Origin of the sequence: Blastococcus sp. DSM 46786, from assembly GCF_900109665.1 — a bacterium.
GTDB lineage: Bacteria > Actinomycetota > Actinomycetes > Mycobacteriales > Geodermatophilaceae > Blastococcus > Blastococcus carthaginiensis.
On the sequence record NZ_FOAO01000004.1, the window covers coordinates 100,082 to 121,227 of the forward strand.

At 75.6% G+C, this 21,146-nt stretch carries 24 protein-coding genes; 15 read left to right on the forward strand and 9 right to left on the reverse strand.

What is annotated here, in order from left to right:
- Nucleotides 1–126 precede the first annotated feature (126 nt).
- From egtA to egtD, 4 genes are read left to right on the forward strand one after another with little or no spacing between them, the layout of a single operon-like run.
- The gene (gene egtA / locus BMW62_RS05160) at nt 127–1,401 is read left to right on the forward strand and encodes an ergothioneine biosynthesis glutamate--cysteine ligase EgtA (RefSeq protein WP_244523853.1); all 1,275 of its coding nucleotides are present in this window, start codon (nt 127–129) and stop codon (nt 1,399–1,401) included.
- Nucleotides 1,398–2,693 carry an ergothioneine biosynthesis protein EgtB gene (gene egtB, locus BMW62_RS05165; protein ID WP_091929777.1) on the forward strand — a complete coding sequence of 432 codons (1,296 nt, stop codon included), beginning with the start codon at nt 1,398–1,400 and terminating at the stop codon, nt 2,691–2,693. Before egtA ends, egtB begins: the two co-directional genes overlap by 4 nt.
- 2 nt (nt 2,694–2,695) lie before the next feature.
- A complete protein-coding gene (egtC, locus tag BMW62_RS05170) occupies nt 2,696–3,400 on the forward strand; it encodes an ergothioneine biosynthesis protein EgtC (protein WP_091929778.1) in 705 nt (234 codons plus the stop codon).
- Nucleotides 3,397–4,365 (forward strand): L-histidine N(alpha)-methyltransferase, encoded by a 969-nt coding sequence (gene egtD / locus BMW62_RS05175; protein ID WP_091929779.1) that lies wholly within the window; start codon nt 3,397–3,399, stop codon nt 4,363–4,365. Before egtC ends, egtD begins: the two co-directional genes overlap by 4 nt.
- Nucleotides 4,366–4,380: 15 nt before the next feature.
- On the opposite strand, the gene BMW62_RS05180 is transcribed toward egtD, so the two are convergent.
- The 9 genes from BMW62_RS05180 to BMW62_RS05220 all read right to left on the reverse strand — a co-directional run bounded on the left by BMW62_RS05180 (nt 4,381) and on the right by BMW62_RS05220 (nt 11,816).
- Nucleotides 4,381–4,770 (reverse strand): cupredoxin domain-containing protein, encoded by a 390-nt coding sequence (locus BMW62_RS05180; RefSeq protein ID WP_091929780.1) that lies wholly within the window; start codon nt 4,768–4,770, stop codon nt 4,381–4,383.
- A complete protein-coding gene (locus BMW62_RS05185) occupies nt 4,767–5,966 on the reverse strand; it encodes a cytochrome c-type biogenesis protein CcmH (protein WP_170852215.1) in 1,200 nt (399 codons plus the stop codon). The genes BMW62_RS05180 and BMW62_RS05185 overlap by 4 nt, the downstream gene beginning before the upstream one ends.
- Nucleotides 5,963–6,559, reverse strand: coding sequence for a TlpA family protein disulfide reductase (locus BMW62_RS05190; RefSeq protein ID WP_091929782.1), 597 nt, complete (start codon nt 6,557–6,559; stop codon nt 5,963–5,965). The genes BMW62_RS05185 and BMW62_RS05190 overlap by 4 nt, the downstream gene beginning before the upstream one ends.
- A complete protein-coding gene (locus tag BMW62_RS05195) occupies nt 6,556–8,559 on the reverse strand; it encodes a heme lyase CcmF/NrfE family subunit (protein ID WP_091929783.1) in 2,004 nt (667 codons plus the stop codon). Before BMW62_RS05195 ends, BMW62_RS05190 begins: the two co-directional genes overlap by 4 nt.
- Entirely contained in the window at nt 8,556–9,062 is a 507-nt protein-coding gene (locus tag BMW62_RS22470; protein ID WP_170852216.1) for a cytochrome c maturation protein CcmE, read from the reverse strand. Before BMW62_RS22470 ends, BMW62_RS05195 begins: the two co-directional genes overlap by 4 nt.
- A gap of 46 nt (nt 9,063–9,108) precedes the next feature.
- On the reverse strand, nt 9,109–9,852 hold the full coding sequence (gene ccsA, locus BMW62_RS05205; protein WP_091929785.1) for a cytochrome c biogenesis protein CcsA: 744 nt from the start codon (nt 9,850–9,852) through the stop codon (nt 9,109–9,111).
- A gap of 4 nt (nt 9,853–9,856) precedes the next feature.
- Nucleotides 9,857–10,516 (reverse strand): heme exporter protein CcmB, encoded by a 660-nt coding sequence (locus BMW62_RS05210; protein WP_170852217.1) that lies wholly within the window; start codon nt 10,514–10,516, stop codon nt 9,857–9,859.
- Complete coding sequence (locus tag BMW62_RS05215; RefSeq protein WP_139206199.1) at nt 10,513–11,172, reverse strand: ABC transporter ATP-binding protein; 660 nt, start codon at nt 11,170–11,172, stop codon at nt 10,513–10,515. The genes BMW62_RS05210 and BMW62_RS05215 overlap by 4 nt, the downstream gene beginning before the upstream one ends.
- A gap of 62 nt (nt 11,173–11,234) precedes the next feature.
- Complete coding sequence (locus BMW62_RS05220; RefSeq protein ID WP_170852218.1) at nt 11,235–11,816, reverse strand: TlpA family protein disulfide reductase; 582 nt, start codon at nt 11,814–11,816, stop codon at nt 11,235–11,237.
- 132 nt (nt 11,817–11,948) lie between these two features.
- On the opposite strand from BMW62_RS05220, the gene coxB reads away from it, so the two are divergent.
- The 11 genes from coxB to BMW62_RS05275 are packed head-to-tail and all read left to right on the forward strand — an operon-like array spanning nt 11,949 to nt 21,096.
- Nucleotides 11,949–12,962: a cytochrome c oxidase subunit II gene (gene coxB / locus BMW62_RS05225; RefSeq protein ID WP_211434987.1), complete on the forward strand. Its 1,014-nt coding sequence runs from the start codon at nt 11,949–11,951 to the stop codon at nt 12,960–12,962.
- 4 nt (nt 12,963–12,966) lie between these two features.
- The gene (gene ctaD, locus BMW62_RS05230) at nt 12,967–14,925 is read left to right on the forward strand and encodes a cytochrome c oxidase subunit I (protein ID WP_091929788.1); all 1,959 of its coding nucleotides are present in this window, start codon (nt 12,967–12,969) and stop codon (nt 14,923–14,925) included.
- On the forward strand, nt 14,922–15,545 hold the full coding sequence (locus BMW62_RS05235; protein WP_139206200.1) for a cytochrome c oxidase subunit 3: 624 nt from the start codon (nt 14,922–14,924) through the stop codon (nt 15,543–15,545). The genes ctaD and BMW62_RS05235 overlap by 4 nt, the downstream gene beginning before the upstream one ends.
- Nucleotides 15,542–15,946, forward strand: a complete 405-nt coding sequence (locus tag BMW62_RS05240) for a hypothetical protein (RefSeq protein ID WP_091929790.1) — start codon at nt 15,542–15,544, stop codon at nt 15,944–15,946. Before BMW62_RS05235 ends, BMW62_RS05240 begins: the two co-directional genes overlap by 4 nt.
- Nucleotides 15,943–16,851, forward strand: a complete 909-nt coding sequence (locus BMW62_RS05245) for a cytochrome c oxidase assembly protein (protein ID WP_091929791.1) — start codon at nt 15,943–15,945, stop codon at nt 16,849–16,851. The genes BMW62_RS05240 and BMW62_RS05245 overlap by 4 nt, the downstream gene beginning before the upstream one ends.
- Entirely contained in the window at nt 16,848–17,240 is a 393-nt protein-coding gene (locus BMW62_RS05250; protein WP_211434988.1) for a c-type cytochrome, read from the forward strand. Before BMW62_RS05245 ends, BMW62_RS05250 begins: the two co-directional genes overlap by 4 nt.
- On the forward strand, nt 17,237–18,034 hold the full coding sequence (locus BMW62_RS05255) for a cytochrome bc1 complex diheme cytochrome c subunit (RefSeq protein WP_091929792.1): 798 nt from the start codon (nt 17,237–17,239) through the stop codon (nt 18,032–18,034). The genes BMW62_RS05250 and BMW62_RS05255 overlap by 4 nt, the downstream gene beginning before the upstream one ends.
- Nucleotides 18,031–18,879: a QcrA and Rieske domain-containing protein gene (locus tag BMW62_RS05260; protein ID WP_091929793.1), complete on the forward strand. Its 849-nt coding sequence runs from the start codon at nt 18,031–18,033 to the stop codon at nt 18,877–18,879. The genes BMW62_RS05255 and BMW62_RS05260 overlap by 4 nt, the downstream gene beginning before the upstream one ends.
- Complete coding sequence (locus BMW62_RS05265; protein WP_211434989.1) at nt 18,876–20,369, forward strand: cytochrome bc1 complex cytochrome b subunit; 1,494 nt, start codon at nt 18,876–18,878, stop codon at nt 20,367–20,369. Before BMW62_RS05260 ends, BMW62_RS05265 begins: the two co-directional genes overlap by 4 nt.
- Entirely contained in the window at nt 20,366–20,731 is a 366-nt protein-coding gene (locus BMW62_RS05270) for a hypothetical protein (RefSeq protein ID WP_091929794.1), read from the forward strand. Before BMW62_RS05265 ends, BMW62_RS05270 begins: the two co-directional genes overlap by 4 nt.
- Nucleotides 20,728–21,096 carry a hypothetical protein gene (locus BMW62_RS05275; protein ID WP_091929795.1) on the forward strand — a complete coding sequence of 123 codons (369 nt, stop codon included), beginning with the start codon at nt 20,728–20,730 and terminating at the stop codon, nt 21,094–21,096. The genes BMW62_RS05270 and BMW62_RS05275 overlap by 4 nt, the downstream gene beginning before the upstream one ends.
- Nucleotides 21,097–21,146 lie beyond the last annotated feature (50 nt).

Genomic DNA, 21,146 nt, shown 5'->3' on the forward strand with positions numbered 1-21,146 from the left:
CGGCGCGCGATTCGAGTTGCTGAACGCCCGCCGGTCGGCAGGATGGACGACGCACGTGGACGGCGACCGCCGAGTCGCCCCCGCACCGACCCGCGGTCGACGTCGACCGGTCCGGACCTGGAGGGGGTGACCCGCCTGACCGCCGTACCCGCCGCACCGGACGTCGTCCTCGACGTCGGCCAGGTGACCGAGCGGATCACCCGGACGGCGCTCAGCCCCGGCCCGACCGGCCGGGTCGGCCTGGAGCTCGAGGCGCTGCTCGTCGAGCGGACCGACCCCGGCAGGCGCGTCCCCTGGGACCGCGTCACCGACGTCCTGGCCGGGGCGGGGCCGCTGCCCGGCGGCAGCCGCATCACGCTGGAACCGGGTGGCCAGATCGAGCTCTCCGGTCCGCCGGCCGGGGACGTGACCGCGGCGGTGACGGCGCTGCGCGCCGACCGCGCGGTCCTCGCCGGCGCCCTGGCGGCGGACGGCCTGGAGCTGGCGGTCCTCGGCAGCGATCCGCTGCGCCTTCCGCACCGGCTGAGCCCAGCGCACCGCTACGCGGCGATGCAGGAGCACTTCGCCGCCGCCGGCTGCGCGGGCGCCGGGCTGAGCATGATGACCGGCACCGCGTCGCTGCAGGTCAACCTGGACGCCGGGCCGGCCGACGGCTGGGCGGCCCGGGTCGCCCTGGCCCACCAGCTGGGCCCGGTGCTGGTCGCGGTCTCGGCCTGCTCACCCGTGGCCGCCGGTCGCCCGGGCGGCTGGCGGTCCTGCCGCCAGCGGATCTGGGGCGACCTGGACCAAGCCCGCTGCGGGCCGGTGCTCACCGGCGAGGACCCGGCCCGCGAGTGGGCCGCCTACGCGCTGGCCGCCCCGGTGATGCTCGTGCGCGATCCGACCACGGGACGCGCCGAGCCGGTGCGCACGCGGACGTCCCTGGGCGACTGGGTGGCGGGCACCGTCCCGCTGGGCGGGCGCAGGCCGACCTGGGACGACGTCGACTACCACCTCACCACCCTCTTCCCGCCCGTCCGCCCGCGCGGCTACCTCGAGATCCGCTACCTGGACGCCGCCCCGGAGCCGTGGTGGCCGGCCCTCGCCGCGGTGACCGCGACGCTCCTGGACGACCCGGTCGCCGCCGGCCGGGCGGCCGTGGCCAGCGCCCCGGTCGCCGGACGGTGGAGCGACGCCGCCTGCCTGGGCCTGGCCGACGCCGCGCTGCGCACCGCCGCGGTCGGCTGCCTGTCCGCCGCGCTCGACGCCGTGCCCCAGGCGCTCCGCGACGACGTCGCCGCCCTGCTCGCCCTGGTCGAGCGGGGACGCAGCCCCGGGGACGCCGTGCTCGCCGCCGCCGGCTCGGCCGATCCGATCGCTCTCCTCCGTGCCGCCACCGATCTCCCCGAGGCATCCCGATGACCCACCCCTCGCCCCCGTCGTCCCTGCGCGAGCGCCTGGCCGGCGACCTGGCCGCCGCCCGCGCCCGCACCCTGCTGCTCACCGACCACGACGAGCCCGAGCTGCTGCGCCAGCACAGCCCCCTGCTCAGCCCGCTCGTGTGGGACCTCGCGCACATCGGCCAGCAGGAGGACCTGTGGCTGCTGCGCGCCGGGGATGCCCGCCGGACCGGTCTGCTGCCCCCCGACGTGGAGGCGCTCTACGACGCCTTCACCCATCCGCGGGCCGGCCGCGCGAAGCTGCCGCTGCTGCCGCCCGTGGAGGCCCGCGGCTTCTGCTCCGAGGTGCGCGGCCGGGTGCTGGACCGGCTCGACCGCCTGGACGACGGGGACGACCCGTTCGACTTCGCGATGGTGGTCAGCCACGAGCAGCAGCACGACGAGACGATGCTGCAGGCGCTGAACCTGCGGACGGGTCCGCCGCTGCTCGGCGCCGGCTCATCGCTGCCGCCCGGCCGTCCCGGGGTGGCCGGCACGTCGGTGCTGGTCCCCGGCGGGCCCTTCGTGCTGGGCGTGGACCCCGCCGAGGAGCCGTTCTCGCTGGACAACGAGCGGCCGGCGCACCGGGTCGACGTCCCGGCCTTCCGCATCGGGCGGGTGCCGGTGACCAACGCCGAGTACGCCGGATTCGTCGCCGACGGCGGGTACGCCCAGCCCCGGTGGTGGTCGGAGCGCGGCTGGCGGCACCGCACCGAGGCCGGCCTGGAGCGGCCGCAGTTCTGGGGGCCGGACGGCACCCGGACCCGGTTCGGGGTGGTCGAGGAGCTGCCGCCCGACGAGCCGGTGCAGCACGTCACCTTCTTCGAGGCCGAGGCCTACGCCGCCTGGGCCGGTGCCCGGCTGCCCACCGAGGTGGAGTGGGAGAAGGCCGCGGTCTGGGACCCGGCGGCCGGCCGGCGGCGACGGTTCCCGTGGGGGGCGGCCGAGCCGGCCGGGGCCCTGGCCAACCTGGGCGGGGCGGCGCTGCGCCCAGCCCCGGTCGGCGCGTACCCGGCCGGCGCCTCCGCGTACGGCGTCGAGCAGCTGATCGGGGACGTCTGGGAGTGGACCTCCTCGCCGTTCCTCCCGTGGCCCGGCTTCCGGCCGATGCTCTACGCCGACTACTCGGCCCCGTTCTTCGGCGGCGACTACCGAGTGCTGCGCGGGGGCGCCTGGTCGGTGGCCCCCTCCATCATCCGGCCGAGCTTCCGCAACTGGGACCACCCGGTCCGCCGGCAGGTCTTCAGCGGCTTCCGGCTGGCCTGGGACGCCTGACCGTGTGCCGCCACCTCGCCTGGCTGGGACAGCCGCGGTCCCTGGCCGAGCTGGTCCTCGAGCCGCCGTCCTCGTTGCTGGTGCAGTCGTGGGCGCCGCGGCGGCAGCGCCACGGCACGATCAACGCCGACGGGTGGGGCGTGGGCTTCTGGGCGGCGGGGCACGACGGCCCGGTCCGGTGGCGGTCCCCCCGGCCGATGTGGGCCGACCCGTCCTTCGCGTCGGTGGCCCCGGTGCTGCGCTCCGGCTGCGTCGTGGCCGCGGTGCGCTCGGCCACCGTCGGCATGCCGCTGGAGGAGAGCGCCGTGGCGCCGTTCACCGACGGGCGCGCACTGGTGTCGCACAACGGCCGGGTGGACCGGGCTGCGCTGCCCGCGGTGCGGGACGCGGAGTCCACCGTCGACAGCGCCCTGCTCGCCGCCCTGGTGTTCGACCGGGGGCTCGACGCCCTGGGCGACGTCGTCCGGGAGGTGGCCGGACGCGATCCGGCCGCCCGGCTGAACCTGCTGGCCGCGGACGGCGCACGGTTGCTGGCCACCACCTGGGGCGACACGCTGTCGGTCCTCGTCACGCCGGCCGGCACGGCACTGGCCAGCGAGCCGTGGGACGACGACCCGTCGTGGTCCGACGTCCCCGACCGCCATCTCGTGGAGGTGACGCCGGACGGCGTCGCGCTCGTCCCCCTCGACCCACCGGAGCCGACGTGACACTGATCCTGACCGACCACCTGGGCCTGACCGACGCGGCTGCCGCGCTGCGTGCGGATGCGCTCGCCGGGCTGACCGCGCAGCCGAAGTCCCTGCCCCCGCGCTGGTTCTACGACGAGCGCGGCAGCATGCTGTTCGACGAGATCACCCGGCTGCCCGAGTACTACCCGACGCGGGCCGAGCGCGCGGTGCTCGCGGCGCGGGCCGGCGAGCTCGCCGCGGCGTCGGGCGCGCAGGTGCTGGTGGAGCTCGGGAGCGGGACGTCGGAGAAGACCCGTCTGCTGCTCACCGCCCTGCACGATGCCGGTTCGCTGCGCCGGTTCGTGCCCTTCGACGTCGATCCCACCGTGCTGCGCGCCGCGGGCGGGGCCGTCACCGCCGAGTACCCGGGGATCGAGGTGGTGGCGGTGGTCGGCGACTTCACCCGCCACCTCGCCGAGCTACCCCGCGACGGCCGCCGGATGGTGGCCTTCCTGGGCTCGACCATCGGGAACCTGGAGCCCGAACCGCGGGCCGCCTTCCTGCGCGACCTCGCCGCCACCCTGCACCCCGGGGACTCCTTCCTGCTCGGCACCGACCTGGTGAAGGACCCCGGCCGGCTCGTGCGGGCCTACGACGACGCCGCCGGGGTCACCGCCGCGTTCAACCGGAACGTCCTCGCCGTGCTGAACCGGGAGCTGGGCGCCGCGTTCGACCCGGACCTGTTCGACCACGTGGCCCGGTGGGACGCCGACGAGGAGTGGATCGAGATGCGGCTCCGGTCGCGGGTCGACCAGCGGGTGCGGGTGGCCAGGCTCGATCTCGACGTGCCGTTCGCCGCCGGGGAGGAGATGCGCACCGAGGTCTCGGCGAAGTTCCGGCGCGCCGGGATCGAGGCCGAGCTGGCCGCGGCCGGGCTGCGGCTGACCCACTGGTGGACCGACCCCGACGGCGACTTCGGGGTGTCCCTCTCGATCCCCGCGTGACGCCGGCCGCCCCGCTCACCCGTCAGCGACGTCCAGGGTGGTGTGCATACCGGCGGCGCTGTGCCCGCCGACCGTGCACTCCAGCAGCACCGGTTCCCCGGGCGCGACCTCGACCTCGATGGTCTGCCGCTCCCCCGGCCCCAGCAGGTCGCTGGCCCAGAGGGTGGTCCCGCCCTGCACCAGCACGACGTCGTGGGTGCTGCTGCCGGCGTTGGTGACGACGACGTCCACGGCGCCGGGCAGCAGCGTGCCGGCCGAGAGCTGGTAGCGGTACTCCTGCATGCCGATGCGCAGCTCGTCCACCGGTGGACCGTCCGGTACAGGCGCTGCACCGCCCGCCCCGCAGCCGGTGAGCAGCGCGGGGGCCGTCAGCAGCGGCAGCACGGCCGCCGCGGTGCGCCTCACCGGTTCTCCAGCAGGCGCCGGACGCCCGGGGCCGCCGGCGAGCCCGGGTCCAGCTCGAGGAACCTGCGCAGCGTCGTTCCGCCCTGCGGGTCGCCGGTGCGGTCCTGCGCCAACCCCAGCAGGAGGAGGACGTCGGGGTTGTCCGGGTACCGCTCGCCCAGCTCCGCGAGCACCGGGAGCGCCTCCGACGGGCTGCCCGCGCGGACCAGCAGCCCGGCGCGCAGCAGCACCACGTCGTCGGCCGGCTGCAGGGACAGCGCCCGGTCGTAGGCGGCGAGGGCCTCGGCGTACTCGCCGGCGTGGTCGTGGGCCCGGCCGAGGGCGACCCAGGCGGCCGGGTCCTCGGGGCGCGCCTGCGCGGCCGCGAGCAGCTCCGCGGTCCCGTCCCCCGAAGCCTCGAGCTCCACCTCAGCCTGAGACCTGGCGCCGGCCGGTGCACCCTCGCCGGCATCCAGCGCCACGGCGACCGCCGCGGCACCGACGACCAGCACGAGGGAGCCGACGGTGACCAGCCGGCGCGGCAGCGTCGACGCCCGGGGCGGGGTTCCCTCGCGGGCGGGCGCGGCCGGGCCCACGGTCCGGGCCGTGTACCGGCGGTGCGCCGCGGCGAGGCGCAGGTCCGCCCGGCGCACCGCGTCCTCGTCGCCCTCGTCGTCGGCCTCGGCGAGCAGCCGGGCCACCAGCGCGCCGTGCAGCGCGTCCCCTGCCGGGCTGTCGTCGGGCACCAGGGTGCCGTCGCGGTAGGCGGCGAGCACGGCCCCCGGGTCCCCGACCGGATGCGGCGTCGGGTCACCCACCCCGCGGGCCCGGCGCAGCCGGGCCCAGAGGAGTGCACCCACCACCGGGACGGCCAGCGCGGGCACCAGCCACACGAGCAGGCCCGGACCGGCGGGGTCGGGGCTGAGCAGCACCTGCTCCCCGTACCGGTCCACGAAGTACTGGCGCACCTGGTCCGGGGTGCGCCCGTCGGCGAGCTGCTGCTCGATGACCTCGCGGGCGCCCCCGGCGAGCACCGAGGAGCTGTCCTCCACCGACAGCCCCTGGCAGGTCGGGCAGCGGATCGTGCCGGCGACCGCAGCGACGCGCTCCTCCAGGGACGGGCGGCCGCCACCCGCGGCCTGCACCAGGCCGACGACGGCGAGCGCCACGACCCCCAGGACCAGCAGCACGCCGGCGGCCCGGCGCGGGGTGGTCACGGCGCGCCGTCCGCGGTCAGGAGCGGGACCACGTGCTCGTCGATCCACGCCGCCTCCAGCTCGCCGCTCGCCTTGGCCACCACCGTCCCGTCCCGGCCGACGAGGTAGGTCTCCGGCAGGGCGAACGTGCCCCACTCCACCGCTCGTTCGCCGTCGGGGTCGACCACGTTCGGCCACGGCGCCCCGCCGTGCTCGGCCAGGAAGGTGCGGGCGTCGTCGGCCCGGTCGCGGACGTCGATGCCGACGATCCGCAGCCCCCGCGGGCCCAGCGCCTGGTCCGCCGCGACCAGCAGCGGCTGCTCCCGGCGGCACGGGGCGCACCACGAGGCCCACACGTTGACCAGCACGACCTCGCCGTCCCAGTCGGCCAGGTCGAAGCTCCCGCCCTCCAGCGTCGGTCCCGCCAGCCCCGGGGCCGGGCCGCCCAGCAGCGCGGACTCCTGCTGCCCGGCGCCGCCCAGCCGGCCGCCGAGGACCACACCGGCGAGGGCCACCAGGACGACGAGCACGACGGCCGCCAGCCGGCGCCGCGGGCGGCGGCCCGGGACCTCCTCGACGGCAGGCCCGCCGGCCGCAGCCTCCGGGGCGCTCATGCGGCCACCTCCACGGCCGGCGACCGGCGTCCCGGCCGCTCCGGCGGGGGCTGCTCCTCCCGCCGGCGTCGCGGCCACCCGGCCACGAGCGCGCCGGCCGCCATGACGCCGACCGACACCCACAGCCACAGCACCAGGGGGTTCACGGCCAGCCGCACGGTGGCCGTCCCGGCGTCGGCGTCGATCTCGGTGAGCACCAGGTAGGCGTCCTCGGTGAGGGTGGTCCGCACCGACGGCGTCCCGACGGCCTGGGTCAGGGTGGGGTAGCTGCTCAGCATCGGCGAGTAGACCCCGGCGTCCGCGCCGTCCTCGCGCAGCCGCAGGTCGGCGACCGCGGAGATGCGCCGCGCGTCGGGCACCATGCGCAGGTCCTCGAGCGTGGCCGTCCAGCCGCCCACGCGGACCGTCTCCCCGACGGTCAGCTGCTGCGTCGCCGACGTCCCGTAGGTGGAGGACGCCGCCACCGCGACGGCGGCCAGCACGAAGCCCAGGTGCACCAGCAGCCCGCCGTACCCCCGCCGGTGCGCGACCAGCGTGCGCCCCAGCGCCGGCGCCCACGGCCCGGGACGCACCGCCCGGGCGCGCGCGACGTCGAGGGCGACCCGGGTGCCCGTCGCGACGGTCACGAAGACCGCGAGCCCGAAGGTGAGCAGCGCGGAGACCCCCGTCAGACCGGCGAGCCCGAGCACTCCCACGGTGGCCGCACCCGCCAGCGTCGCGGGCAGCAGCACCCGGCCGAGCCGCCCGACGTGGGCCCGCCCCCACGGCAGCAGCGGCCCGACGCCCATGAGCAGGACGACGAGCAGGGCCAGGGGCACGGTCATCCGGTTGAAGTAGGGCGGCCCGACGCTCGTGCGGTCGCCGGTCACCGCCTCGAGCAGGATCGGGAAGGTGGTGCCGAGCAGGATGGTGAAGGCCAGCCCCGCCAGCAGCAGGTTGTTGGCCAGGAACGACGTCTCCCGGGACACGGTGGCCAGCAGCGGATCCTCGTCGCGCAGCCGGTCGGAGCGCCACACGAGGAGCAGGCCGGCGCCCAGGACGAGGACCAGCAGGAAGGCCAGCAGCACCGGCCCGATCGCCGACCGGGTGAAGGCGTGCACGCTCTCGACGACCCCGCTGCGGGTGAGGAACGTCCCGAACACCACGAGCACGAAGGTGGCGATCGCCAGCGTGAGGTTCCACAGGCGCAGGGTGGGCCGGCGCCGCTGCACCATGATCGAGTGGAGCAGCGCGGTGGCGGTGAACCACGGCAGCACCGAGACGTTCTCCACCGGGTCCCAGCCCCAGTAGCCGCCCCAGCCGAGGACCTCGTAGGCCCACCAGCCGCCCATGACGACGCCGACGGTCAGGAACGTCCAGGCCACGAGCGTCCACCCGCGGACCACGGCGACCCACGCGGGGCCGGTGCGGCCGGTGACCAGCGCCGCCACCGCGTAGGCGAACGGGACCGCCATGCCCACGAAGCCGAGGTAGAGCAGCGGCGGGTGGATGCCCATGAGCGGGTGGTCCTGCAGCAGCGGGTTGGGCCCCGGCCCGTCCGCCGGGACCGGGCTCACGCGGTCGAACGCGTTGCCGGCGAAGAGCGCCAACGCGGCGAAGAACGCGCTCAGCGAGGAGAGCACCGCCATGGCCCACGGGTGCAGCGCCCCGGCGCGCGGGTGGACCCGCACCACGGCCAGGACGGTGAACCCGGTGAGCACCAGCAACCACAGCAGGAGCGAGCCCTCGAGCGCGGCCCAGAGGCTGATGACCGTGTAGTAGGTCGGCACCGCCCGGCCGCCGTTCTCGGCGACGTACCGGATCGAGAAGTCGTGCTGCACCAGCGCCGTCACCATGGCGGCCACGGCCAGCGCGGCGCCGAGCAGCGCCGCCTGCGTCGCGAGCCGGGCGAACCGCGCTGCGCGGTCGCCGCCGCGCCCGGCGACCGCCCACGCGACGGTGGCGGCCGACGAGCACACCAGGGTGAGGGCCAGCCCGCCCGGCCCGAGCAGGTACCTCATCCGCTGTCCTCCGCCGGCCGGCCGGTGCCGTCGACGGGGGCCCGGTACTCGTTGTCGTGCTTGACCAGCAGGACGTCGGACCGGAACACGCCGTCCTCCCCGAGGCGGCCCTCGACCACCGCGCCCTGCCCCTCCTGGAAGACGCCGCGCGGCTGGCCGGAGTTGACGACCGCGACGTCGGTGACCCCGTCGGTGAGCTCGAACCGGACCCCCTCACCGGTCCGCTCGACCGAGCCCTGCACCACCAGGCCGCCCAGCCGGACGCGGTCGCCCTGCAGCGAGGCGTCGGCGAGCAGCTCGGTGGGCGTCCGGTAGTAGACGAGGCTGCCCTGCAGACCGGCGGCGGCGAGGATGCCGACCCCGACCAGCACGACGCCCGCGACGGCCAGCAGCCGCAGCGGCAGCCGACGGCGTCCGCGCGGGCGCTCCTCCAGCTCCGGCCCCGGCGTCGACGTCACCGCCGCCCCCGGCCCGGCCGGGTCCAGGCCCAGTACCCGGCCCACGTGCCACCGGTCAGCAGGTAGCCCGCGAGGACCCACCCCCACCCGTTCACGACCGGCTCCGCGGGACGACGACCAGCGGCTCCGCGGCGACCCCAGTCGGAGCGTCCCCCTCGGCGGGCGGCGCGGCAGCGGTGTCGGCCACGGCGAGCACGCGGAGCCGGCGCCGCACCACCAGCGCCCCCGCCAGCGTGAAGGCCAGGACGGCGACGCCGAGGGCCGCCGCCATCCGCGGGTCCATGGGCGCAGGGTCCGGCGACAGCACGCTGGCCGGCTGGTGCAGCGTCCGCCACCACACCACGGAGAAGTGCACGACGGGCACGTTCGCGAAGCCGATGATCCCCACCGCCGCCGCACGGCGGGCACCCGCGGCGCGGTCGTCCCCCAGACCGCGGACGCTCAGGTAGCCGAGGTAGACCAGCAGCAGGACGGCCGTGGTGACCAGGCGCGGGTCCCAGACCCACCACACGCCCCAGACCGGCCGCCCCCACACGCTGCCGAGGGCGATCGCGAGCGCGGTCATGCCGACGCCGAGCTCCGCCGCCGCCTGGGCGACGCGGTCCCACCGCAGATCCCGGCGGACGAGGAAGGCGATGCTGGTGACGAGGACGCCGGCGAAGCACAGGTAGGCCAGCCACGCGGCCGGCACGTGCACGTACATCAGGCGCTGCGGCTGGCCCTGGACGGCATCGGTCGGCGCGACGGCGACGGCCAGCACGCCCGCGGCGAGCGCGGCGAGCGCGGCCGCCACGGCGAGGAACCGGTCGGCCGACCGGGGCGATCGCGTCGTCATGTCCTCACTCCTCCAGCAGAACGGGGAAGACCGCCCACGCCGCGACGACCACGGCCGCGGCGTACACGGTCACGAGCACCGCCCAGGGCAGCACGGGCACGCCCGGCGTCGACAGCTGCGTGCCCGCCAGCAGCGCCGGCAGCCCCGCAGGGAGGAGGAGTGCGGCGAGCAGTCCGCGCCGGCGGCTGCCGGAGGCCACGAGCACGCCGAAACCGGTGGTCAGCGCCGCCAGCGCCAGGGTGCCCAGGAGCCCACCGTAGAGGGCCTGCGGCGGGACCGGTACCTGGAACAGCACCGCCACGAGGCCGCCCGCGAGCAGCCCGGTGACCAGCAGCGCCGCCCACGCCGCCAGCAGCTTGCCGGCGAACAGCGCCCCCGGCGCGACGAGTCCGCGCAGCAGGTCCCAGCTGTCCTCGGCGATCTCGGTGCCGGCCACGGTGCGCGCCAGCGGGACGGTGGCGACGAGCAGGGCCAGCCAGACGGTGCCCCCGGCCGCCGCAGCGAGGTCCTCCGGCGCCGGCCCGAACGCCAGCCCGGCCAGGACGACGAACGCCGCGACGAACGGTGCGGTCGTCACCAGCGCCTCCCGGCCGGCGCGCTCGACGGCGGCCTCGCGGCGCAGGACCGCCGCCACCTGGGCCGTGCGCGGGACCGGTGCCGTCACCGCCGGACCACCCGCCCGTCGGCGATCGACAGGTGCGCATCCGCCAGCGGGAGCAGCACCCCCGGCTGGTGGGTGGCCACCAGCAGGGCCACGCCGTCGGCGCGCACGGCGTCGAGCACCGCGGCGAGGTCGTCCAGCGCCCGCTCGTCGAGGGCGGCGGTCGGCTCGTCCAGGCACAGGACGGCGGGCCGGCAGGCGACGGCCGCGGCCAGGGCGGCCCGCACGCGCTCCCCGGCCGACAACGTGCCCACGGTCCGGTCGGCGAGCGGGTGCAGGCCCAGCGCGGCCATCGCCGCAGCGGCCGCCTGGGCGCGCCCCGCCAGCGCGGCCGTCCCGGTGACGGCGGCGCGCACCGTCTGTGCCGTCCGCAGCCCCGCGCCGCCTCGCAGGTAGAGCGCCGTCCCCGCGCAGGCGCGGGTGCCGGCGGCCGGCCGGAGCAGGCCGGCGGCCAGGCGCAGCAGGGTCGACTTGCCCGAGCCGTTCGGCCCGGTCACGACGGTCAGCGTGCCGGGGGTGAGCAGGAGGTCGACCGGCGCCCAGACGGGCCGGCCGCCGTGCACCCGGGTGACCCCGGACAGGCGCAGGGCCGCCGCGCCGCCGGGGACCGCGGGCCCCGGGGACGGCGGGCGGAGCGGGATGGCGCGGGGCCCCGGCATGGCGACAGCGTAGGTCGGCCGGAGCGCCCGCCGGGAGGGCGCCCGGCGATCGGCCCGCGCGGTCACCCGGCCTCCAGCAGCGGCTCGACGTGTGCGCGGAGCCAGTCCTCGCTGACCACGCCGAGGTGCCGGGCCGCGACCCGGCCGTCGGCGTCCACGACCACGGTCGCCGGCAACCCGGGGACGCCCCAGGCCGCGGTGAGCCGTCCGTCGGGGTCCACCACCGACGACGCCGGGTCCCCGCCGACCTCGGCCAGCAGGTCCCGTGCCTGGCGCTCGCCGTCCCGGGCGTCGACGCCGACCAGCCGGACCCCCCGGTCGTGCAGCCGGCGCCCCTCCGCCACCAGCACGGGGAGCTCCTGCCGGCACGGTGCGCACCAGGCCGCCCAGAAGTTCACCACGACGACGTGCCCCCGGAGATCCGCCAGATCCAGCTCACCGCCGTCGAGGGTGGGCCCCCGCAGCGGCGGGGCGAGGGAGCCGACCGCGACCGACGGCCCCGCGGATCGACCCCCGCTCGAGCCGGGTGGGGCGAGCAGGAGGGCGCCGGCCACGAGCACGACCACCGCCACCGGCAGGGCGGCGAGCAGCGCCCACCGCCACCCGGACGGGCGGCGCGATCCGGGTCGACGCCGCGTCTCCACCTGCGGGAGGATCCCATGCACGGTCAGCCTCGGCCGCCCGGAACCCGCGCGCGCCGTGCGGGAACTCGTCTGGAGCAGCAGTTGGTCCGTGCCAGGTTGTCGCGAGCCGGGCAGGCCTCTAGCGTCGCCGAGGTGCACCGCTTCCCCTCGTCCCGGACCTCCCGGGGCGGGCGCGGCGGTCGCGCGGGAGCCCTCCTCCTGCTCGCCGTCACGGCGCTGACCAGCTGCAGCGGGCCGCAGTCGGCGCTGGACTCCGGCGGTCCCAGCGCCCGCCGTCTCGCCACCCTGTGGTGGGCGCTGTTCGCCGTGTCGGCGGTCGTCTGGCTGGTCGTCGTCCTCTGCGTCGTGTGGGCCGTGGTGCGGCGCCGCGGGGGCGAGGTGGAGCCGCGCAGCGGCGGAACGCGGACCGTCGTGGTGGCGGGCATCGTGGTCCCGACGCTCGTGCTCGTCGGGACGTTCGTCGGCACGGTCTCGGTCATGCGCGCGGAGGCCGAACCGCCCACGGAGCCGGCGCTCACCGTCGAGGTGATCGGTCACCTCTGGTGGTGGGAGGTGCGCTACCCGGACTTCGTCACCGCCAACGAGCTCCACATCCCCGTCGGGCGCTCGGTGCAGGTGGAGCTGCGGACCGCCGACGTCATCCACAGCTTCTGGGTCCCCTCGCTGACCAGCAAGGTCGACCTGATCCCGAACCAGGACAACGAGCTCTGGCTGCACGCCGACGAGGCCGGCGAGTACCGCGGGCAGTGCGCGGAGTTCTGCGGCGCCCAGCACGCGGGCATGTCCTTCCTCGTCATCGCCGAACCGGCCGACGAGTTCGACGACTGGCTGGCCGACCAGGCGCGGCCCGCCGAGACCCCGACCGATCCGCTCGCGGTGCGCGGCCGGGAGGTCATGGAGAGCCAGTCCTGCGCTGCCTGCCACACCGTCAGGGGCACCGACGCGGACGGGGACATCGGCCCCGACCTCACGCACTTCGGCAGCCGGCGCACCCTGGGCGCGGGCGTCGCGCCGAACGAGCCGGGTTGGCTGGGCGGCTGGATCTCCAACTCGCAGACGATCAAGCCCGGCAACCTCATGCCGCCGCAACCGCTGGACCCCGTGGACCTCAACGCCCTCATCGCCTACCTCGAAACCCTGGAGTGACGCGGTGACGACCGTCGAGGAGCGGAGAGCCGCGGACGAGGCCGTCGAGGAGCGGCTGGCGCCGGCCTGGGAGGAGAGCGGCGGCATCCGCGGCTGGTTCACCACCGTGGACCACAAGAAGATCGGCCGGCGGTACATGGTCACCGCCGCGTTCTTCTTCGTCGCCGCGGGCCTCGAGGCGATGGTCATGCGGACCCAGCTGGCCGGGGCCCGCCTCGACGTGGTCTCCCCCGAGCTCTACAACCAGCTGTTCACGCTGCACGGCACGACGATGATCTTCTTCTTCTCGACGCCGATGCTCTTCGGCTTCGGGAACTACCTGATGCCGTTGATGATCGGCGCCCGGGACATGGCCTTCCCACGGCTGAACGCCTTCGGGTACTGGGTGTTCGCCGCCGCCGGCCTGCTGATGACCGGCAGCCTGCTGTTCGGCGCGGCGCCCAACGGAGGCTGGTTCGCCTACGTGCCGCTCAACGAGGAGCAGTACCTGCCGGGCGTCGGCATGGACGTCTACTGCCTCGGCCTGCTGCTGCTGGGCATCTCCACGACCGGCGGCGCGATCAACTTCATCGTCACCGCGCTGACGATGCGGGCGCCGGGGATGTCGCTGAACCGCGTGCCGCTGTTCGTGTGGGCGGTCGTCGTCCAGTCGTTCATGATCGTGTTTGCATTGCCGCCGCTGAACGTCGCCAACCTGTTCCTGTTCCTGGACCGCCGGTACGGGTTCCACTTCTTCGACCCGTCCGAGGGCGGCGACCCGATCCTCTGGCAGCACCTGTTCTGGCTGTTCGGGCACCCGGACGTCTACATCATCGTGCTGCCGGCGCTCGGCATCGTCTCGGCGATCGTGCCGACGTTCTCCCGCCGGCCGCTCGCGGCCTACCCGCTGGTCGTGCTGGCCACCGTGACGACGGGGGTCATCAGCTTCGGGGTCTGGGTGCACCACATGTTCGCCACCGGGCTGCCGCAGCTGTCCCTGTCCTTCTTCAGCGCCGCCAGCCTGATCGTCACGGTGCCGTCGGGCATCCAGGTCTTCTCGTGGCTGATCACGATCATGCTCGGCCGGCTGGTGGTCCGGACGCCGATGCTGTGGGTGCTCGGCTTCCTCGTCGTCTTCGTCGCCGGTGGTGTCACCGGCGTGATGTTCGCCGTCGTGCCCTTCGACCAGCAGACCACCGACTCCTACTTCGTCGTGGCGCACTTCCACTACGTCCTCTTCGGCGGCGCGGTCTTCCCGATCATCGCCGGCATCTACTACTGGTTCGGCAAGTTCACCGGCCGCATGCTCAGCGAGCGGCTGGGCCGGTGGAGCTTCTGGGTGGTGTTCGCCGGCTTCAACGTCACGTTCTTCCCGATGCACGTGCTCGGCCTGCTGGGGATGCCGCGGCGGGTCTACACCTACGAGCCGGAACTCGGCTGGGCGGGCTGGAACCTCGTCGAGACGATCGGCGCCTACGTCCTCCTGGTCGGCCTGAGCCTCATCCTCTACGACATCGTGCGCGCGCTGCGCCGCGGGCCGGCCGCACCGGACAACCCGTGGGGCGGGGAGACGCTGGAGTGGGCCACCACCTCGCCGCCGAAGGAGTACAACTTCCCGGTCGTCCCGACGGTGCACAGCCTGCACCCCATGTGGGACGAGAAGTCGCTGGCCTCCATGGCGCGGGACCGCGACGACGACGAGCGGACCCTCACCGACGGCAAGCAGGCGCTGCGCACCAGCGACCTCGACGGCGTCCCGGAGCACCCCGTCGCACTCCCCCGGGAGTCGGTGCTCCCGCTCGTCGTGGCCCTCGGCCTCGCCGCGCCCACGTTCGCCCTGGTCCTCGGCGCTCCGCTCGTCGCCGCGGTGTCCGCGCTGCTCCTGCCCGCCGGGCTGTTCGTGTGGCACTGGCCGCGGGCCGCCCGCCAGGAGGCGGAGGCGGCGCGGTCGCGGGACGCCGCGCCGGCGGGGGCGGACGCGTGACCGCCCTCCCGGCCGCCGCCACCGACCCGGCCGCGGCGGCCCGCGAGGTCCCCGCCGGTCGTCGCCCCGGCTGGTGGGGCATGGTGCTCGCGCTGGTGACCGACGTCGCCGCGTTCGCCGCGCTGCTGGCCGCCTACTTCTACATCCGGTTCGTGACCGCCGGGGACAACTGGCCACCGGGCGACATCGCGGAGCCGAAGCTCCTGAAGGCCTGGATCATGACGGCCCTGCTGCTCGCCAGCAGCGCACCGCTCGTCTTCGCGGACCACGGGATCAAGAACGGCCGGCGCGGTCGGATGCTGGCCGGCGTCGGTGTCACGGTCCTGCTGGGCGTGGCGTTCCTGGTCGTGCAGGGTCTGGAGTACCGCGAGAAGCTGACCGTGGAGTTCACCCCGCAGACCAACGCCTACGGCTCGCTGTTCTTCGCCATCACCGGCTTCCACGGGCTGCACGTGATCGTCGGTGTGCTGGCCCTGCTGGTGATCCTCGTCGCCGGTCTCGCCGGCCGGATCACCCACCGCCACCACGCGATCGTCCGCATCACCGGGCTGTACTGGCACACGGTGGGGGCGGTCTGGGTCTTCATCTTCGGCTCCCTCTACCTGGCGGCGCAGCTGTGAGGGCGGCCGCCGAGCGGGCCGGGCTGCGGGCCGCGCCCTGGTTGCTGTGGTTCGGCGTCCTGGGCGGTGGCATCGCCTGGACCCTGCACACCGTCGTCGACTGGGGCCTGGAGGAGACCGTCTGCCGCTCGGGCAACGACGAGCTGCTGGGCCTGCCGCTGCGTCCGGTCCTCGGCGTGCTGTCGCTGCTGTTCCTCGCCCTGGCGGTCGCCTCGACCGTCGTCGCCTACGTGCTGTGGCGACGGCTGTCCGGCGCCCCGGCCGGCGACGATCTGGCGGAGCTGCGGCGCGGGCGGGCCTCGTTCATGGCCCTGGTCGGCCTGGTCGCCGACGTCCTGTTCACCCTCATGGTGCTGATGAGCAGCGTCGCCGTCCTCGTGATCCCGGTGTGCGTGTCATGAGCGGCGAGCTCCTCGCGCACGGCGGCGCGCACGGCGGCGTGGTCTGGCAGACCGCCGTGCTCGTCGGCGCGGCCGGTGCCCTGGCGGTGGCCTACGACGTGGGGGCGCGACGGCTGCTCGCGACCCACCCGACCTCGTCGTGGACCTGGCGTCGCTGGGCCTTCCCCGCCGGGCTGGCCGTGCTCGTCGTCGCGCTGCTGCCGCCGCTGGAGCCGGTCGTCGAGGCGAGCTTCCCGCTGCACATGACCCAGCACGTCGCGCTGCTGATGGTGGCCGCCCCGCTGCTGGCGCTCGGCGCGTCCGGGCTCCCCCTGCTGCTCGTCCTGCCGCACCGCCGGCGGCGGCAGGTGGCCGCGGTCCGCTCGTCGTCACCGGTCCGGCGGGCCCGGGCCGTCGCCGCGCTGCCGGCGGTCGTCGTGGCCGGGCACGCGGCCGTCGTGAGCGCCTGGCACCTCCCGGGGCTGTACTCGGCGGCGCTGGCCTCGACGGCCGTGCACGTCACCGAGCACGCCGCCTTCCTGGCGGTGGGCTGGTGGTTCTGGTCACTGGTGACGACGCCGGCCGCCGAACTGGACGGCCGCACGGTGCTCTACATCGCCGCCAGCGGGCTGCCGATGAACCTGCTGGGCGCCGTCCTGACCTTCGCGCCCGTCCCCCTCTACCCCGCCCAGACCGGGACCGGCCCCGGCGCGCTGACCGAACAGCAGCTCGCCGGCCTCCTGATGTGGGTCCCCGCGGGGGTGGTCTACGTGGGGCTGTGCGCGGTCGTCCTGCTGCTGTGGCTGCGCAGGTTGGAGCGCGACTCCCCGGGCGGCACCGTCCTCCCGGCGCCCGACGTGCCCGGTGTGCGGGAGCCGGCCGACGCCGGCAGGCTCGCGACGGCGGACGGGAGGCCGGCACCGTGAGACGCACCCCGGGCGGTCCGCTGCCCTGGCTGGCCACGCTGGCGGCCCTGGTCGCGGTCGGCGCCTGCTCCACGCCCGGCGAGCAGCTGCCGCCCGCCGAGGCGCAGCTGGGCGATCCCGACCGGGGCGCCGCGCTGATCACCGACTACGGCTGCGGCTCCTGCCACGTCATCCCCGGCCTGGAGCAGGCCGACGGCCTGGTCGGCCCCCCGCTGACCAGCTTCGGCCGGCGCATGTACATCGCCGGCAACCTGCCGAACAACGCGGAGAACCTGCAGTACTGGATCCGCGAACCGCAGGACGTGGAACCGGGCACCGCCATGCCCGACCTCGGGGTCTCGCGCGTCGACGCCCGCGACATCGCCGCCTACCTCCTGACGCTCGAATGACCACCACCCGCTCCACCGCACGAGGATGGCCGGCCCTGGCCGTGGTGCTCGGCATCCTGCTCACGTCGGGTCTCCTGGGCGGTCAGGCCGCCGCGGATCCGATGCCCGTACCGGTGCCGGGCACGCCGACGGCCCCACCGCCGGACGCGGCCCCCGAGGACCCGCTCGAGCGCGGCGCGGAGCTCTACCGGGCCAGCTGCGCCAGCTGTCACGGCCAGGAGGGCGGCGGCAGCCAGCGGGGACCGTCCCTGGAAGGGGTGGGCGAGGCGTCGGTGGACTTCCAGCTCGAGACCGGCCGCATGCCCCTGGTCGAGGAGGAGGCCAGCGCCGAGCGCGGGGAGCCCGCGTTCAGCGAGGAGGACATCGACGCGCTCGTGGCGTACGTGGGGATCTTCGCGGCCGGCGGGCCGGAGATCCCCACCGTCGGCCCGGGCGACCTCACCGAGGGCCGCGAGCTGTACCTGCAGAACTGCGCCGCCTGCCACTCCGCGAGCGGCACCGGTTACACCCAGGTCGGTGGCCGGCAGGCGCCGTCGCTCATGGAGACCGACCCGGTGCAGGTGGCCGAGGCGATCCGGGTGGGGCCCAACCTCATGCCCGTGTGGCCCGAGGAGGTGCTGGACCAGCAGCAGCTGGACTCCGTGGTCAGCTACGTGCAGGAGCTGCAGCGGCTGGACGGACGGGGCGGGGCCGACCTCGGCCGGATCGGCCCGGTGGCCGAGACCCTGGTGGGGTTCGCCGGGTTGGCCCTGCTGGTGGTCGTCGTCCGGCTGCTGGGGAAGCGGGCACCGTGACCCGCCGATCCGCGGAGGCCTGGGTCGCCGCCGCCTTCCTGGGCGCCACCGCCACCGCCGTCGGCTTCATCGCCGCCTACGTCGTCGATGCCTCGCCGCAGGCCCTGGGCGGCCTGCTCGGCGCGACCTGCGCGCTCCTGGCGCTGGGCCTGGTGATCTGGTCGCACACCCTGCTGCCGCACGGCACCTACGTCGAGGAACGATCCCCGGTGCAGCCGCCCGAGGAGACGCAGGACGCACTCGTCGACACGATGGCGCGCGGCAGCGGCGGCACGCCGGCACTGGTCCGCCGCACCCTGGTCCTGGCCGGCCTCGGGCTCGGCGCCGCCCTCGTGGTGCCGCTGCGCAGCCTGCTGCTGCCCTCCAGCGAGCCGCCGGGCGAGGCCCTGCGGCACAGCCCGTGGCAGCCCGGCGCCCGCCTGATGACCCGGGCCGGCGACCTGGTCCGGTCCGAGGAGGTCGTCCCCGGCACCGAGCTGACCGTGTTCCCCGAGGGCGAGCTGCGCGCCGACGACGCCACCGCCGTGGTGATCCGGCTGCCGGACGAGGACGTCCGGCTGCTCGACGAGGCCACCGCCGCCCTCGCGGTCGGCGGGATCGTGGCCTTCTCCAAGCTGTGCACCCACGCCGGCTGCCCGGTAGGGCTCTACGAGCAGACGACGCGGCAGCTGTTCTGCCCGTGCCACCAGTCGGTGTTCGACGTGCTCCGGGGCGCCGAACCCACCGCCGGGCCCGCGGTGCGCCCGCTGCCCCAGCTGCCGCTGGGCGTCGACGACGCCGGCTACCTCGTCGCTCGGGGCGAGTTCCGCGGCCAGGTGGGCCCGAGCTTCTGGAGGCCGGCGTGATCACCCGGTGGGCGGTGAAGCGGACCGACGACCGGCTGGGGTTCTCCCGGACCGCCCGGTCGGGGCTGAACAAGGTCTTCCCCGACCACTGGTCGTTCATGATCGGGGAGATCGCGCTGTACAGCTTCCTGTACCTCGTGCTCTCCGGCGTCTTCCTGAGCCTGTTCTTCGACGCCTCCACCGCTCGCACCGTGTACGAGGGCAGCTACGACGCGGTCCGCGGCTCGGAGGTGTCGGCCGCCTTCGCCTCGACGTTGGAGCTGAGCTACGACGTCCGGATGGGCCTGGTCGTCCGCCAGTCCCACCACTGGGCCGCACTGCTGTTCGTCGGCGCGATCCTCGTGCACCTGTGCCGCATCTTCTTCACCGGCGCCTTCCGCCGCCCGCGCGGGATCAACTGGGCCGTCGGGGTCACCCTGCTGCTGCTCGCCATCGTCAACGGGTTCGCCGGCTACTCCCTGCCCGACGACCTGCTCTCGGGCACCGGCCTCCGGGTGGCCAACGCCGTGCTGCTCTCCATCCCGGTCGTGGGCGGCTGGCTGTCGTTCCTGGTCTTCGGCGGCGAGTTCCCGGCCGAGGCGATGATCCCGCGGCTGTACGTCGTGCACATATTGATCGTCCCGGCGCTCATCGCGGCGTTGATCACCGCGCACATGGTGATCCTGATCCGCCAGAAGCACACCCACTTCCCCGGCCCCGGCCGCACCGACACCAACGTCGTCGGCTCCCGGTTGTGGCCGTCGTACGCGGTGCGCAGCGTGGGTCTGCTGTTCTTCGTCGTCGCCGCGGCCCTGACCCTCGGCGGGCTCGTCCAGATCAACCCCATCTGGTACTGGGGGCCCTTCGAGCCGGGATCGGCGACCGCACCGGCGCAGCCGGACTGGTACGTCGGGTGGCTCGACGGGGCCCTGCGGCTGATGCCACCGTGGGAGCCGGTCGCCTTCGGGTACCGGCTCTCGAGCGTGTTCCTGCCCGCGGTCGTCCTACCGGGGCTGACCTTCCTGGTGCTGTACCTGTGGCCGGTGCTGGAGCGGCTGGTGACCGGGGACCGCCGTGCCCACCAGGTGCTGCAGCGCCCACGGGAGCGCCCGGGACGCGTCGCCGTCGGCGTCGCCGCGCTCACCTTCTACGGACTCCTGCTGACCGCCTTCAGCCTCGACATCGTGAGCCAGTACACCGGCATCGCGGTGTTCGCCCTGGTCTACTTCTTCCGGGTGACGGTCCTGGTGCTCCCGCTGCTGACCGGCGCGATCGCCTTCGTGCTGGCGCGGGCGCTGCGGGACAGCGACGCCGAGGGACTGCTGGCGCTGACCGGATCCGACCTGCGCCGATCGCTGCGCCGTCACCGGGAGGTCCCCGGGGAGCCCTCGGACGCGGAGGACACCGAGCGGCGTCCGGCGACGGAGACCGAGCACGCCGCCACCGGGCCGGTGGGCCGGGACGAGGAGGAGTCCGAACCGGTGCGGGTCGAGGCGGGACCGGTCCCGTGAACGAGCACGTGGAGGTGTGGCGGCAGCCGGGTGGGCGCTGGCGGTGGCGCTACGTCGGGGTGGCGGACGGCGGCGGGACGGTCGAGCTGCCCAGCAACTCGTCGGAGGCCACCTGCGAGGCCGCCGTCGACGCGGCGCGGACCGCGTACCCGGGGTTCGCCGTGGTCGTCGACCGGTCGTCGGCGGATGCCGCCACCGGCGGCGCGGACCGGCGCGCACGGTGGCTGGGGGCCGCCCTCGTGGTGTTCCTCGTCGCCGCCCGGAGGCACGGCGTGTGGACGGCGGCCGTCGTGGTGGTCGCCGCGGTGGCGGTCACCGCACGCGGTCTCCGCGGGGCACGCACCGGCGGGAGCGCGGCGTGACCCCCCCGGTCCGGACGTCCACCGGTGCGCTCGGCCGTGCGCTCCGGATCGCGCTGGTGGTGCTCGCCGTGGTCGCGGTCGTCGCCGTCATGGTCCGGCTGTCGGTGTGGCAGTGGGACCGCGGGCGGGCCCGCGGATCGCTGCTCAACTACAGCTACGCGATCGAGTGGCTGGCCTTCGCCGTCCTGACGGTGGTCGGTGTGGTCCGGCTGTGGCGGGAGGGCCGCAGCGTCGCCGAGCAGGACGCCCCGCCCGAGCCGGGCACGGGCGGGCCGCTCGTGGGGCCTCCGCTGCAGCCGGGGCAGGAGCTGGAGGAGCTCACCTGGGTGCGGCTGCGCCGCCGGCTGGGGCTCTCCCGCGACTGATCCGCACGCTCGACCGGAGAGCCCCGTCGCCGGCCGCCACCGGCACGTCC

What these genes read in the sequence shown, in the direction of transcription:
- BMW62_RS05190 (WP_091929782.1), bottom strand. Translation starts at nt 6,559, where the DNA reads ATGAGCGCCCCGGAGGCTGCGGCCGGCGGGCCTGCCGTCGAGGAGGTC.
- BMW62_RS05215 (WP_139206199.1), bottom strand. Translation starts at nt 11,172, where the DNA reads ATGCCGGGGCCCCGCGCCATCCCGCTCCGCCCGCCGTCCCCGGGGCCC.
- egtB (WP_091929777.1), top strand. Translation starts at nt 1,398, where the DNA reads ATGACCCACCCCTCGCCCCCGTCGTCCCTGCGCGAGCGCCTGGCCGGC.
- BMW62_RS05255 (WP_091929792.1), top strand. Translation starts at nt 17,237, where the DNA reads ATGACCACCACCCGCTCCACCGCACGAGGATGGCCGGCCCTGGCCGTG.
- ccsA (WP_091929785.1), bottom strand. Translation starts at nt 9,852, where the DNA reads ATGACGACGCGATCGCCCCGGTCGGCCGACCGGTTCCTCGCCGTGGCG.
- BMW62_RS05245 (WP_091929791.1), top strand. Translation starts at nt 15,943, where the DNA reads ATGAGCGGCGAGCTCCTCGCGCACGGCGGCGCGCACGGCGGCGTGGTC.
- BMW62_RS05195 (WP_091929783.1), bottom strand. Translation starts at nt 8,559, where the DNA reads ATGAGGTACCTGCTCGGGCCGGGCGGGCTGGCCCTCACCCTGGTGTGC.